We start from the raw sequence: 13,139 nt of genomic DNA, 5'->3' as shown, positions 1-13,139 counted from the left end.
GAGGCCGGTACGGACCCGCGGTCCGGACCGGCCTCTTCACGCGCGTGCTCCTCAGCCCTCGGCGGGTACCGGGGCGTGCAGCGGAGCCGGGCCCGGGTCCGGCTGGGCGCGGGGCGCCGGGGCCGGCTCGGGGGCCGAGGCGACGGCCTTCTCGACGGCGGCGGGGGCGGTCGTCGCCGCCGTGATGACCGTCGTCGACGTCGTGAGCGTCGCCGCTGTGGCGGGTGTCGCCGTCCGGCGTTCCGGGAGGAGGTCCAGGACCGCCTGCCGGTGCGTCTCGCTCGTCGCGTCGTCGTACGGGTCGGGCGTCGCCGGCACCTGCAGGCGCAGGACCGGTCCGGTCCCCAGGCGCGCGTAGCCGCGGCCCGCCGGGACCTGGGGCGTCGGCGTGGTGTGCGGCTCGGTGCCGAGGACGGCCGCGATCTGCTCGGGGGTGGCGGGGCCGAGCACGATCCGCGCCCTGGTGTGGCTCCGTACCGCCTCGCTCAGCGTGTCCGCGCTGTCGAACTGCTCGGCGACCACCACCGTGACCTGGGCGGCGCGCCCGTGCCGCAGCGGCACCTGGAGCAGCTCCTGCGGGTCGCCGCGGCCGTCGGCGGCGGCGAGGTGCCCGAGGATGCTCGGCCGGTCGACGAGGATCCACAGCGGGCGCCGGGTGTCCTCGGGCGCCGGGTGACCGGCCTGCCGGGCCCGGTTGGCGGCGATCAGGCGCCGCTCCGTCTCGTGCGCCGCCCATTCGAGGCTGGCCAGGGAGCCGGAGAGCCCGCACTCGACGGCCAGGACGCCGTCCCGGCCGGTCAGGCAGGCGTACTCCCCGGTGCCGCCGCCCTCGACGATCAGCACGTCGCCGTGGGGGAGGGCCTGGAGGGCGATCGAACGCAGCAGGGACGTGGTGCCGCTGCCCGGCTGGCCGACGACCAGCAGATGCGGCTCGGTGGAGCGGGGGCCGGTGCGCCAGACCACGGCCGGCGCGTCCTCCGTACCGTCCGCCGCGACCACGGGCACGGTCCGCTGCACGGCGTCCGCGTCGGTGAAGCCGAGCACGGTCTCGCCCGGCACGGTGACGAAGCGCTGGGCGGCGATGGTGGTGGGCAGGGCGGGCAGCACGCTCATGACGAGCCGGTTGCCCTCCTCGTCCCAGTCGAAGCGGTACTCGCGGCCGCGCCCCGACTTGGCGTGCAGCAGGTGCTCGATACACGCGCGTGCGTCGGGTTCGCCGTCCGTGAAGTAGGGGGGATAGGCGATCTTCAGCCGGGTGAGCCGCCCGTCGTCGTCGAAGGCGTACTCCGCGAAGGCGCCGCTCCAGTCGCCTCCGTGGGCGAAGAGCGGGGAGGGGTCGTCGGGCACGGAGAAGTACGGCACGAGGGCCTCGTACAGACCCTTGAGCCGGGCGATCTCCGCGTCGTCGGGACCGGTCCTGACGACCGGACGTTCGCGTCCCTTCCACGCGGCGGCGCCCATCAGCGTGACGAGCGCGAGGAGCGGCCCGTACGGCATGAGGACGACGACCAGGAGGCAGGCCGCGACCAGGAACAGCGTGGGGCCACGCCGCTCCTTGGGGGTCGCGGCCCACTTGGCGCGCGCTGTCGCGGCCAGCTTCCGCAGACCACGGGAGACCGTGATCAGTGGATGGAGCACGTCGGTGGCGCTGTCGGCGGCCGTGCGCGCGATCTCTCGACTACGAGCGATCTGCGCGCTGCCGCTGCTCAGAATGCGGGGGAGTGGTCGCCGGGCCACGAAGTACTCCTGAGGTGGTGGAAGGGACGGAAGGGCGTCAGAACTTGATCCCGCCCAGGAGGCCGGCGAGGCTCTGCCCGCCCGCCGTGATGCTCGGGGCGATGGCGGTGCCCGCGAGGTAGAAGCCGAACAGCGCGCTGACGAGGGCGTGCGAGGCCTTCATCCCGTCCTTCTTGAAGAACAGGAAGCAGATGATGCCGAGCAGGACCACGCCTGAGATGGACAGGATCATTGGGTGTTCTCCTGGTTGAGGGGACAGTCACCATGAGTCCTTCCAAGTTCACCGCAAGTATCTATGTGACTAAAGGTTCATTCGAGTGAAAAACGGGCGATTTCACTTGACCGGCGGACGTCGAACGGGCTGTCGAGTGGCGAAATGCCCGGCGTGCGTTAGAGAGACGGCCGAGCGCGGGCTGCCGTGATCTTTGCCTCGGTCGAGCGAGGTCATGTCACCGAACGGGCAGTACCCTGTCGATTCACTCGTACGGCCCCGCTTGCCGTGCGCAGGACGACAACGCAGGAGAAGGGCGGTTCCACCCGATGAGCGAGACTCCGGACCCCGAGGTCATCGAGCTGGCGTCCAAGGTCTTCGACCTCGCGCGCACCGGGGACGCCGACACCCTGGCCGCCTACCTCGACGCGGGCGTCCCGGCGAACCTCACCAACGAGAAGGGCGACTCGCTCGTCATGCTCGCCGCCTACCACGGCCACGCCGCCGCGGTTTCCGCCCTCCTCGCGCGCGGTGCCGACGTCGACCGCGCCAACGACCGCGGGCAGACCCCGCTCGCCGGGGCGGTCTTCAAGGGCGAGGACGCCGTGATCCGCGCGCTCCTCGACGGCGGGGCAAATCCGGAAGCCGGGACTCCGTCCGCCGTCGACACCGCCCGGATGTTCGGCAAGGCCGAACTCCTCGAACTCTTCGGGACCCGGTGAACAGGCGCTGAACCCCAGGTGAGAGCGGCGCCGTAAATGTGGTCGCGGTGGCGAAATGGGTGGGTCATCATGACGTCGGGCCCGGCAAAACGGGCCACCGACGAGAGGCAGAGGAAGATGGTCACTGGCAAGCGCAGGACGACGGGCGGCCCGACATGTTGCCGCACGGCCTAGGCGTACAGCGATGTACAGCCTGACCCGGGTCACCCCGGTATCCCCCGGTCGTGTCGACAGCTTGATGTGAGGCGTCTTCCCATGTTCGATCCAGTCATAGCGCCGAGCGGCACCCTGCTCGGCCTGCTGCAGCGGGGCCGCGGCGACGGCACCCTGCACGCGCTCGCCGCGCCACGCGCCGAGGCCCTCGCGGCCCTCAACCACTGCGTCCTCGTCGACCCACGCCACGACTGGCAGGTCGAGAACCGCTCCCTCTACTACGCCCGTCTCTACCTGGACCTGCACGGCGGTCTCGACGAGATCGAGGCGCACCTGTTCGGCGCCGAGGACCACCTCGACACCGAGGAGTCCCGTACCGGACTCGCCCTCGCCGTCCTCGGACACCTGGCCTCCTACGGACGCGCGGACGCCCTGCTCCTGCTCCGTCGCTACGCGGCGACCGGCACGAACTGGGCCTGGGCCCTCGACGAGCTGGCCCTCCGCGACGACGACGCCGGCCTCCGCGCGCTCGCCGTCCCCGTGCTGGCCCGCTTCCCGGCCGACGCGGAGGGCGAGGCCGAACTCGCCCGCGTCGTGCGGGACGCCTTCGAGCCCCGCCCGTGGCGCCTGTGGGCCGAGGACCGGCGCGACACCGTCGGCGCCCGGGTCAGGGCCGCCCAGGAACAGGGCTCCTTCGACCGCTGGCAGCGCCAGATGCGCCCCGCCGGGCCCCGGCCCGGCTGGAGCGTGCGGGCCGTCCTCGACTGGGCGCAGGAGGGTTACGAGCGCGGAGCCGTCCTGTACGGGCCCGCCGCCCGCTGCCTGACCGCCGTCGCGGGACCCGAGGACCGGCCCGAACTCCTCGCCGCCGCCCGGCACGGCGCCGTGGGCGCCCGGGGCGCCGCTCTGCACCACCTCGCCGAGTCACGGGACCCCGCCGTCCTCGACCTCGTCGAGACCGCCGCCGACGGCGACTCCCGCGAGGTCGCCGAAGCCGCCATCGCCGCCTACCGGCGCATGTGCGGCGAGGACGCCGTCGCCCGCGCCCGTGCGTGGGTCCGCAGGACCGACGCGCTCGGCGCCGCCGCCGCCGAGGTGCTCGCCTGCCGCGGAACCGCCCAGGACTCCCCCTCCGTCCTCGGCGCGCTCCGTGACACCGTCCGCTCCGAAGGCCCCGACGCCCCCGTCCTCGCGGCGCTCGTCGACGGCGCCGGACGCCTCGGCATCGCCTGCGCGGCCCCCGTGCTGCGCCACGTCTACCGCGAGACGGCCTCCTCCCAGCTCCGCGGGCGCGTCGCCCGCGCCCTCGCCGCCACCGACCCCACCTTCGCGGCAGGCTTCGCCGTCGAGTGCCTCTGGGACTGCGAGGAGACCACCCGTGAGGTCGCGGCCCAGCACGCCGAGACCGGGGACGTACGGGTCGCCGACCGGCTGCGCCGCCTCGCGGCCGACCCGGCCGAGGAGGTCGAGGTCCAGACCGCGGTACGCAACCGGATAGGACCGGACCTCCAGGTCTGACCCCGGTCGGACCTGGACGCTGACACCGGTCGCTGACACGGTCACGGAATCACCGGCACCGGTGACCGGTGACCGGTGACCGAATCCGGGGCGGCGCGGCCCCCGGCGGAGACCCCGCCGGGCGAGGCCCCGCCCCGGACCTCGCGGGCGCCGGGGGTCCGGTCGCCGGCGAACGGGCCGCTCGCGGGGTCCACGCGCGCGCGTGGACCCCGCGAGCGGCCCACGTGCCCGCGTGCGGCCCGCCGCCGGTGCTCTCCGGCGGGCCCCGCCCGAAACGCTCATGGGACGTTCCCTCCCCGTCCAGATCGACGTTGGCAGGGACACGCCGAGCGCGGCGACAACACCCGTATGCGTGTCGTCATCGTCACCGAATCCTTCCCTCCCGACGTCAACGGTGTGGCGCACTGCGCCCTGCAGACCGCGCGCCACCTCGTCCGGCGGGGTCACACCCCGCTCGTCATCGCCCCCGCCGTCGCCGACCAGGCAGCGGACGCCGACGCCCCCTGCGCCGTCGTCCGGGTGCCCTCCCTCCCCCTGCCCGGCTATCCGCAGGTACGGGTCGCCCTGCCCAGCCGCCGCGTCGCCGCGGCCATCGCCGCCCACCGCGCCGACCTCGTCCACCTCGCGGGACCGTTCGTCCTCGGAGTACGCGGGATGACCGCCGCCGCCCGGCTGGGCATCCCCGCCGTCGCCGTCTACCAGACCGACCTCGCCGGCTACGCCCGGACCTACGTGGGAACCGGCAAGGGGGCCGCCTGGCGGCGCCTGCGCGCCGTCCACGGAGCGGCCGACCGCACCCTCGCTCCCTCCTCCGCGGCCGTCCGCGACCTGGAGGCCCACGGCATCGGCCGCATACGGCTCTGGGGGCGAGGCGTGGACACCGCCCGCTTCCACCCGGAGTTCCGGGACGCCGCACTGCGCCGGGAGCTCGCCCCCGACGGCGAACTCCTGGTCGGCTACGTGGGCCGCCTCGCCCCCGAGAAGCGCGTGGACCTGCTCTCCGGAGCGGCAGAACTCCCGGGCGTACGGGTGGTGGTCGTCGGCGACGGGCCGAGCGGACCCGCGCTGCGCACCGCGCTGCCCGGCGCCCGCTTCCTGGGCCGCCGCACCGGAGCCGACCTCGCCCGGATCTTCGCCTCGCTCGACGTGTTCGCCCACACCGGCCCGTTCGAGACCTTCTGCCAGACCGTCCAGGAGGCCATGGCGAGCGGCGTCCCGGTGATCGGCCCGGACGCGGGAGGACCCCTGGACCTCGTCGACCACGGGCGCACCGGGCTCCTCGTACCCCCGGGAGACCCCGAGGCGCTGCGCGAGGCGGTCGGCACGCTCGCGGCCGCACCGGAGCTGCGCGCGGCGTACGGCAGGGCGGGACGTACGGCCGTCGAGGGCCGTACCTGGGAGGTCCTCGGGGACGAGCTGATCGGCCACTACCTGGAGGTCCTGCGCGAGCGGACGGCGGTGGCGGCATGAGCGGGGACGTCATCAGCGGTCACGGCATCAGCGGTGTCGGCGTCGGCGGCGGTGGCGTCAGTGGCGCCGGTGTCGCCCGCGCGCGGGGCGGCGGGCTGCGGATCGTGCGGCTCGCGAACTTCGTGACCCCCACCTCCGGCGGTCTGCGGACCGCCCTCGATCAGCTCGGCCGCGGCTACCTCGCGGCCGGACACGAACCGGTCCTCGTCGTCCCCGGTGACGTCGAGAGCGATCACCACACCGCCCAGGGCCGGGTCGTCACCCTCCCCGGCCCCGTGCTGCCCGGCACCGGCGGCTACCGGGTCCTCGCCGACCGGGGCCGGGTGCGCCGTCTCCTCGACGAGCTGGCCCCCGACCGGATCGAGGTCTCGGACCGTACGACCCTGCGGTGGACGGGGGAGTGGGCGCGCCGCGCCCGGGTGCCCTCGGTGATGGTCTCCCACGAGACCGCCGACGGCGTCCTGCGCACCTGGGGCGTGCCGGCCGCCGTGGCGGCCCGCGCGGCGGACCGGCTCAACCGCCGTACGGCGTGGGCGTTCGCGCGGATCGTCTGCACGACGGAGTGGGCGGAGCGGGAGTTCGTACGGATCGGGGCCCGCAACGTCGTACGGGCTCCGCTCGGCGTCGACCTCGACCACCGCAGGCCCGGCCGCCGCAGCACCGTGCTGCGGGCCCGGTACGCGGGCGGGGAGCGGGTGCTGCTCCTGCTCTGCTCGCGCCTCTCCGTCGAGAAGCGGCCCGGCACGGCCCTGGACGCCCTCGCGGAGCTGCGGGACGCCGGGATCGCCGCCGCCCTCGTGGTCGCGGGTGACGGGCCGCTGCGCGGCGCCCTGGAGCGGCGGGCACGGGAGCGGCGGCTGCCGGTGCGGTTCCTCGGGCACCTCGCCGACCCGGAGGCACTGGCGGATCTCCAGGCGGCGGCCGACGTGTGCCTGGCGCCGGGGCCCGCGGAAACGTTCGGCCTCTCCGCCCTGGAGGCCCTCGCCTGCGGTACCCCGGTCGTCGTCAGCGCCTCCTCCGCCCTCCCGGAGGTCGTCGGCACGGCGGGCGCCTCGGCCGTGGACACCCCAGGAGCCTTCGCGTCCGCCGTCCGGGGCCTCCTCGCGACGCCGGAGGCCGCCCGCAGGCATGGGGCACGCGCGCGTGCGGAGCACTTCACCTGGGAGCGCTCCGTCACCGCCTTCCTCGCGGCCCACGACGCCCTCCCGGCCCCGGAGCCGCGCCGGTCCGAGGGAGCCCGCCGGTGACACAGGACCCGGTCACGGTCGCCGCCGCGGCCGGCCGCGTACCCACGCCACGCCCCGGCCCGCGCCCCGGCGCCGCGCCCCTCCCAGCTCCGGCCGCGGCCGCGTCACGTCCGGCCGCCGCGGGGCCCCGTCCGGGCGCCGCAGGCACCGTCCGCTTCGTCGCGCTCGGGGACTCTCTCAGCGAGGGCGTCGGGGACCGGGTGGACGGCGCCTGGCGGGGGTGGGCCCGGCTGCTCGCCGCCGGGCTCCCGGCCGACGGGCAGAGGACCACGTTCCTGAACCTGGCCGTCAGCGGGGCCCTCAGCGCGGATGTCGCCGAGCGGCAGGCCCCCCGCGCCCTCGCCTTCGAGCCGCACCTCGCCTCCGTCGTCGTCGGGGTCAACGACACCCTGCGCCGCACCTTCGACATCGCCCGCCTCACCCGCCACCTGGACCGCGTCTGCGCCGACCTCGACGCGGCCGGAGCCGTACTCCTCACCGCCTGCCTGCCCGACCCCGGCCGGATGCTCGGCCTCCCGCCGCCGCTGGCGCGTCCGCTCGCCCGCCGCCAGCGGTCCGTCAACGCCGTCGTGCACGCCCTCTCCGCCCGCTACCGGGCCGTCCATCTGCACCTCGCGGACGCCGCCTGGACCGAGGACCGCTCCCTGTGGAGCGCCGACCGGCTCCACCCGGGCGAGCGCGGCCACCGGGCCGTCGCCGAGGGCTTCCACCGCCTCCTCACGGAACGGGGACTCGCCCAGGGCGCACCGCCCGCCCGGGAACCCGCACAGCCGCCTCCAGGCCGCGCCGAGGCCGCGCTCTGGCTCGCCACCGCCGGCACCGGATGGATCCTCCGCCGCAGCCGCGACCTGCTCCCGCAGCTCCTCCTGCTCGCCGGTGCGGAGCTCCGCCACTGGGCCGACGGCAGTGGCCCCGCACCCCTCGACGCGCGCGCGGACGACGCCCTCGCCGCGGCGCTCGCGGCCACAATGGGGAGATGAACGGGCGCTGGGAGTTCTGGATCGACCGGGGCGGCACCTTCACCGACATCGTCGGCAGACGGCCCGACGGCCGGCTCGTCACCCGCAAGCTGCTCTCCCACGACCCCGCGCGGAATCAGGACGCCGCCGTCGCGGGGATCCGTCTCCTCCTCGGTCTCGGCCCCGGCGAGCCCGTCCCCGCCGACCGGGTCGCCGTCGTCAAGATGGGCACCACCGTCGCCACCAACGCCCTCCTGGAGCGGCGCGGCGAACCGACCGTCCTCCTCGTCACCGAGGGATTCCGCGACGCGCTCCGCATCGCCTACCAGAACCGGCCCCGGCTCTTCGAGCGCCACATCGTCCTCCCCGAAGCGGTGTACGCGCGCGTGATCGAGGTCCCCGAGCGGGTCGACGCCCACGGTCACGTCGTCCGGCCCCTGGACGAGACCGCCGTCGCCGAGGCGCTCGCCGCCGCCCACGGCGACGGATTCCGCTCCGCCGCAGTCGTCCTCATGCACGGCTACCGCCACCCGGCACACGAGGCCAGGACCGGGACGCTCGCCCGCGACGCCGGCTTCACCCAGGTCAGCTGCTCGCACGAGGTCAGCCCGCTCATCAAGCTCGTCCCCCGCGGCGACACCACCGTCGTCGACGCCTATCTCTCGCCGATCCTGCGCCGGTACGTCGACGAGGTCGCCCGCGAACTCGCGGGGATCCGCCTCCTGTTCATGCAGTCCAACGGCGGACTGCGCGAGGCGGCCCACTTCCGGGGCAAGGACGCCGTCCTGTCGGGTCCGGCCGGCGGCGTCGTCGGCATGGCGCGCACCTCCGCGCAGGCGGGGCACGACCGGGTCATCGGCTTCGACATGGGCGGCACCTCCACCGACGTGTCGCATTACGCAGGCGTCTTCGAGCGTGAACTCGGTACACAGGTCGCCGGGGTACGGATGCGGGCACCGATGATGAGCATCCACACCGTCGCCGCGGGCGGCGGATCCGTCCTCCACTACGACGGCCGCCGCTACCGCGTGGGCCCCGACTCGGCGGGCGCCGTCCCCGGCCCCGCCTGCTACCGCAGGGGCGGACCGCTCACCGTCACCGACGCCAACGTCATGCTCGGCCGGGTCCAGCCCGCCCACTTCCCCGCCGTGTTCGGCGAGACCGGCGACCGGCCGCTGGACGCCGACGTCGTACGGGAACGGTTCGCCGCCCTCGCCGAGGAGATCGGCGGCGGCCGTACCCCCGAGGAGGTCGCCGCGGGCTTCCTGGAGATCGCCGTCCTCGACATGGCCAACGCCGTCAAGAAGATCTCCGTCCAGCGCGGCCACGACATCACCCGGTACGCGCTCACCAGCTTCGGCGGCGCGGGCGGCCAGCACGCCTGCGCCGTCGCCGACGCCCTGGGCGTCGACACCGTGCTCGTACCCCCGCTGGCCGGGGTCCTCTCCGCCTACGGCATCGGGCTCGCCGACGCCACCGCCATGCGGGAGCGGTCCGTCGAGGCGGAGCTCGACGCCACCGGCACCCACGCGCGCGTGACGGCCCTCTGCGCCGAACTCGCCGGGCTCACCCGTTCGGAGCTGCGCGCGGACGGTCTGCCGGACGAGGCGATCACCACGTACGCGCGCGTTCTCCTGCGCTACGCGGGCACCGACGCGAGCCTCCAGGTCGATCTGGCCCCCGCCGCGTCGATGCGCGCGGCGTTCACGGCCGTCCACCGGGCGCGGTACGCCTTCACGCTGGACAAGCCGCTCGTGGTCGAGGCCGTGTCGGTGGAGGCCGTCGGCCGCGCCGGACCGCACGGTCCCGTCCTCGTCGACGCGGGAGAGCGGCGGACCGGACCTCTCATCCCACGGGCCACCGTCCGCCTGCACAGTGCCGGCACACCTCACGACGCTCCGCTCCACCGGCGTGAGGACCTGCGTCCCGGAGACGCCGTCGAAGGGCCCGCGATCCTCGCGGAGGCCGACGCCACGACCGTCGTCGACAGCGGCTGGCGGGCGACCGCCGCCGAGGGAGGACACCTCCTCCTGCACCGCGTCGCCCCGCGCCCCGCGCGCGTGGCCGCCGGCACGGACGTCGACCCCGTCCTCCTGGAGGTCTTCAACAACCTCTTCATGGCCATCGCCGAGCAGATGGGCGTACGCCTGGAGAACACCGCCCAGTCCGTCAACATCAAGGAACGCCTCGACTTCTCCTGCGCGCTCTTCGACGCCGAGGGCAACCTCGTCGCCAACGCGCCCCACATCCCCGTCCATCTCGGCTCCATGGGGGAGTCCATCAAGGAGGTCCTGCGACGGCGCGGGCCCGAGCTGCGCCCCGGGGACGTGTACGCGATCAACGACCCGTACCACGGCGGTACCCATCTGCCCGATGTCACCGTCGTGACCCCGGTTTTCGGCGACACGGGCGACGAACTCCGCTTCCTCGTCGCCTCACGCGGCCACCACGCCGAGATCGGCGGCATCACCCCCGGCTCCATGCCCGCCTTCAGCCGGACCGTCGACGAGGAGGGTGTCCTCTTCGACAACTGGCTGCTCGTACGGGACGGGCGGCTGCGCGAGGCCGAGACGAGGGCCCTGCTCACCGGCGCCCGTCACCCCTCCCGGGACCCGGACACCAACCTCGCCGACCTGCGCGCCCAGATCGCCGCCAACGAGAAGGGCATCGAGGAACTGCGCAGAACCGTCGACGAGTTCGGACTCGACGTCGTCCAGGCCTACATGCGGCACGTCCGGGCCAACGCCGAGGAGTCCGTGCGCCGCATCGTCGCGCGGCTGCACGACGGCGCGTACCGCTACGAGACCGACGGCGGAGCGGTGATCCAGGTCGCGGTCCGCGTCGACCGCGAACGGCGCTCCGCCGTCCTCGACTTCACCGGTACCAGCCCGCAGCTGCCCGGCAACGCCAACGCGCCCACGGCCGTCGTCATGGCCGCCGTCCTCTATGTCTTCCGGACCCTTGTCGACGAGGACATCCCGCTCAACAGCGGCTGTCTCGAACCCCTGGAGATCCGCGTCCCGCCCGGCTCCATGCTCGCCCCCGAACACCCGGCCGCCACCGTCGCCGGGAACGTCGAGACCTCACAGGCCGTCACCGGCGCCCTCTACGCGGCCCTCGGAGTGCAGGCCGAGGGCTCCGGCACCATGAACAACGTCACCTTCGGCAACGCGCGCGTGCAGTACTACGAGACCGTCGCCAGCGGTTCGGGCGCGGGGGACGGCTTCGACGGCGCCGACGCCGTCCAGACCCACATGACCAACTCCCGGCTCACCGACCCGGAGATCCTGGAGTGGCGGCATCCGGTCAGGATCGACGCCTTCGCGGTACGGGAGGACAGCGGCGGGCACGGCCGATGGCACGGCGGCCAGGGCGTGGAGCGCCGCATCCGCTTCCTGGAGCCTATGACGGTGGCGCTCCTCACCGGTCACCGGCGCGTGCCCCCGTACGGCATGGCGGGCGGCGGCCCGGGAGCCCTCGGCGAGAACCTCGTGGAACGCGCGGACGGCACCGTCGAGCGCCTCGCGGGCGCCGACACCACGGAGGTCGGACCCGGCGACGTCCTGGTCCTGCGCACCCCGGGCGGCGGAGGGTACGGTGCGCCGGCGGACGGACTCAGCGCACCGGGGTGAACCGCACCGGCGTCCCCGGCACCGCCTGCGCCACAGCCCCCAGATCGGCCTCACGCACCACCCCGACCACCGGGTAGCCCCCCGTCGTCGGGTGGTCCGCGAGGAACACCACGGGCCGTCCGTCCGGCGGCACCTGGACCGCGCCGAGGACCATGCCCTCGCTCGCCAGCTCGCCCGGCAGGGCCCGTTCGAGTGCAGGACCTTCGAGGCGCAGTCCGATGCGGTTGCTCGCCGGGGACACTCGGTACGCGCGCGTGGCCAGGGTGCGGAGCGCCGCGTCCGTGAACCAGTCCTCACGGGGACCGAGCCGGACGCGCAGCACCAGTTCGTCCGGTGGGCCCGGCCAGGGCGGGGCGTCGACGTATCCCTTCGTGGCCGTGTACGGGGGCCGGCCCAGGGGCAGGACCATCTCGTCCGCCAGCGGCGCCGGACCAAGGCCGGACAGCAGGTCGGTGGAGCGGCTGCCGAGCACCGGACCGACGTCGATCCCACCGCCGAAGGCCACGTAGGCGCGCACCCCGCGCACGGCGGTGCCGATCTCCAGGACCGATCCGGCGGCCACGCGGACCGCCGTTCCCCAGGCGGCCGGGCGTCCGTCCACCCGGACCGGGCAGGGCGCGCCGCCCACGGCGACGGTCACCGCGCAACGCGTCCGCACCGCACAGCCGTTGACGGTGGTCTCCAGGACGGCCGCCGTCCCGGGGTTTCCCACGAGCCGGTTCACGAGCCGTACGGCCGCCGGGTCGAGGGCGCCCGAGCGGGGCACCCCGAGATGCGCGTGGCCGGTTCGGCCCAGGTCCTGCACGGTGGTCAGCGCCCCGGCCCTGACCACGGCGACGGCCCGGTCGCTCATCGCCCGCCCTCCCCCGTCGCGCCCGCCTCCGTGAACCGGACCCGGGTGCCCGGAGCGAGCAGCGCGGCCGGCTCCCTGCCGGTGTCCCAGAGCACCGTGTCCGTCGTGCCGATCAACTGCCAGCCACCGGGCGAGGAGCGCGGGTACACGCCCGTGTACGGGCCCGCCAGGGCGACGGAGCCGGCAGGTACCGCGGTACGCGGAGTGGCCCGGCGCGGCACCCCGTACCGCTCGTCGAGTCCCGTCAGATAGCCGAAGCCGGGCGCGAACCCGCAGAAGGCGACCCGGAACTCGGCGGCCGTGTGGATCCGTACCGCCGCCTCGACGGAGACCCCCCACAGCGCGGCGACCTCCGCGAGGTCGGGCCCGTCGTACCGGACCGGTATCCCGACCGCCGCGCCCACGCGCGCGGAGAGCGGCCCCACCTCCCAGCCGGGCAGCTCGGCCGCCAGCCGCTCCGGGTCGGCCACCCCGTCGAGGAGCACCGTGCGTGCCGCCGGCACGATCTCGCGCACGGCGGGAAGGGTGCCGGCCGCCCGCCGCCGCAGCAGTTCGGCGTGGAAGGCCTCCGTCTCCTCGCCCCCGGCCAGCTCCACCAGGACCGCCCGCTCGCCCACGCGCATCGCGCGCGTGCCGA

At 75.0% G+C, this 13,139-nt stretch carries 10 protein-coding genes; 6 read left to right on the top strand and 4 right to left on the bottom strand.

Going from position 1 to position 13,139, the window contains the following annotated elements:
- Window positions 1-51 precede the first annotated feature (51 nt).
- Both IO20_RS0117915 and IO20_RS0117910 read right to left on the bottom strand, forming a co-directional pair.
- The gene (locus tag IO20_RS0117915; protein WP_030551996.1) at window positions 52-1,737 is read right to left on the bottom strand and encodes a membrane protein; all 1,686 of its coding nucleotides are present in this window, start codon (window positions 1,735-1,737) and stop codon (window positions 52-54) included.
- A gap of 37 nt (window positions 1,738-1,774) precedes the next feature.
- Complete coding sequence (locus IO20_RS0117910; protein WP_015032212.1) at window positions 1,775-1,969, bottom strand: hypothetical protein; 195 nt, start codon at window positions 1,967-1,969, stop codon at window positions 1,775-1,777.
- A gap of 308 nt (window positions 1,970-2,277) precedes the next feature.
- Here IO20_RS0117910 and IO20_RS0117905 point away from each other — a divergent pair, with 308 nt between their 5' ends.
- From IO20_RS0117905 to IO20_RS0117880, 6 genes are all read left to right on the top strand, one after another.
- A complete protein-coding gene (locus IO20_RS0117905) occupies window positions 2,278-2,670 on the top strand; it encodes an ankyrin repeat domain-containing protein (RefSeq protein ID WP_030551998.1) in 393 nt (130 codons plus the stop codon).
- Between the two features lie 255 nt (window positions 2,671-2,925).
- Window positions 2,926-4,341, top strand: coding sequence for a hypothetical protein (locus IO20_RS0117900; RefSeq protein ID WP_030552000.1), 1,416 nt, complete (start codon window positions 2,926-2,928; stop codon window positions 4,339-4,341).
- A 348-nt stretch (window positions 4,342-4,689) separates the two neighbouring features.
- Window positions 4,690-5,811, top strand: coding sequence for a glycosyltransferase family 4 protein (locus IO20_RS0117895; protein WP_030552002.1), 1,122 nt, complete (start codon window positions 4,690-4,692; stop codon window positions 5,809-5,811).
- Window positions 5,808-7,058, top strand: a complete 1,251-nt coding sequence (locus IO20_RS0117890) for a glycosyltransferase (RefSeq protein WP_030552003.1) — start codon at window positions 5,808-5,810, stop codon at window positions 7,056-7,058. Before IO20_RS0117895 ends, IO20_RS0117890 begins: the two co-directional genes overlap by 4 nt.
- A complete protein-coding gene (locus IO20_RS0117885; RefSeq protein WP_078964550.1) occupies window positions 7,055-8,038 on the top strand; it encodes an SGNH/GDSL hydrolase family protein in 984 nt (327 codons plus the stop codon). Before IO20_RS0117890 ends, IO20_RS0117885 begins: the two co-directional genes overlap by 4 nt.
- Complete coding sequence (locus IO20_RS0117880; RefSeq protein WP_030552007.1) at window positions 8,035-11,649, top strand: hydantoinase B/oxoprolinase family protein; 3,615 nt, start codon at window positions 8,035-8,037, stop codon at window positions 11,647-11,649. The genes IO20_RS0117885 and IO20_RS0117880 overlap by 4 nt, the downstream gene beginning before the upstream one ends.
- Here the strand turns inward: IO20_RS0117880 and IO20_RS0117875 are convergent.
- Both IO20_RS0117875 and IO20_RS0117870 read right to left on the bottom strand, forming a co-directional pair.
- Window positions 11,633-12,502, bottom strand: coding sequence for a 5-oxoprolinase subunit C family protein (locus IO20_RS0117875; protein WP_030552009.1), 870 nt, complete (start codon window positions 12,500-12,502; stop codon window positions 11,633-11,635). The genes IO20_RS0117880 and IO20_RS0117875 overlap by 17 nt on opposite strands.
- The gene (locus IO20_RS0117870) at window positions 12,499-13,125 is read right to left on the bottom strand and encodes a 5-oxoprolinase subunit B family protein (RefSeq protein WP_030552011.1); all 627 of its coding nucleotides are present in this window, start codon (window positions 13,123-13,125) and stop codon (window positions 12,499-12,501) included. Before IO20_RS0117870 ends, IO20_RS0117875 begins: the two co-directional genes overlap by 4 nt.
- Window positions 13,126-13,139 lie beyond the last annotated feature (14 nt).

This window comes from Streptomyces exfoliatus (genome assembly GCF_000725545.1).
GTDB lineage: Bacteria > Actinomycetota > Actinomycetes > Streptomycetales > Streptomycetaceae > Streptomyces > Streptomyces exfoliatus.
Note: the sequence above shows the minus strand (reverse complement) of the source record. Positions and strands in the feature narration are given on the sequence as shown.

Excerpts from the sequence above, each read along its gene's own strand:
- IO20_RS0117895 (WP_030552002.1), top strand. The coding sequence starts at position 4,690 with ATGCGTGTCGTCATCGTCACCGAATCCTTCCCTCCCGACGTCAACGGT.
- IO20_RS0117880 (WP_030552007.1), top strand. The coding sequence starts at position 8,035 with ATGAACGGGCGCTGGGAGTTCTGGATCGACCGGGGCGGCACCTTCACC.
- IO20_RS0117900 (WP_030552000.1), top strand. The coding sequence starts at position 2,926 with ATGTTCGATCCAGTCATAGCGCCGAGCGGCACCCTGCTCGGCCTGCTG.
- IO20_RS0117875 (WP_030552009.1), bottom strand. The coding sequence starts at position 12,502 with ATGAGCGACCGGGCCGTCGCCGTGGTCAGGGCCGGGGCGCTGACCACC.
- IO20_RS0117905 (WP_030551998.1), top strand. The coding sequence starts at position 2,278 with ATGAGCGAGACTCCGGACCCCGAGGTCATCGAGCTGGCGTCCAAGGTC.
- IO20_RS0117890 (WP_030552003.1), top strand. The coding sequence starts at position 5,808 with ATGAGCGGGGACGTCATCAGCGGTCACGGCATCAGCGGTGTCGGCGTC.
- IO20_RS0117910 (WP_015032212.1), bottom strand. The coding sequence starts at position 1,969 with ATGATCCTGTCCATCTCAGGCGTGGTCCTGCTCGGCATCATCTGCTTC.
- IO20_RS0117870 (WP_030552011.1), bottom strand. The coding sequence starts at position 13,125 with ATGCGCGTGGGCGAGCGGGCGGTCCTGGTGGAGCTGGCCGGGGGCGAG.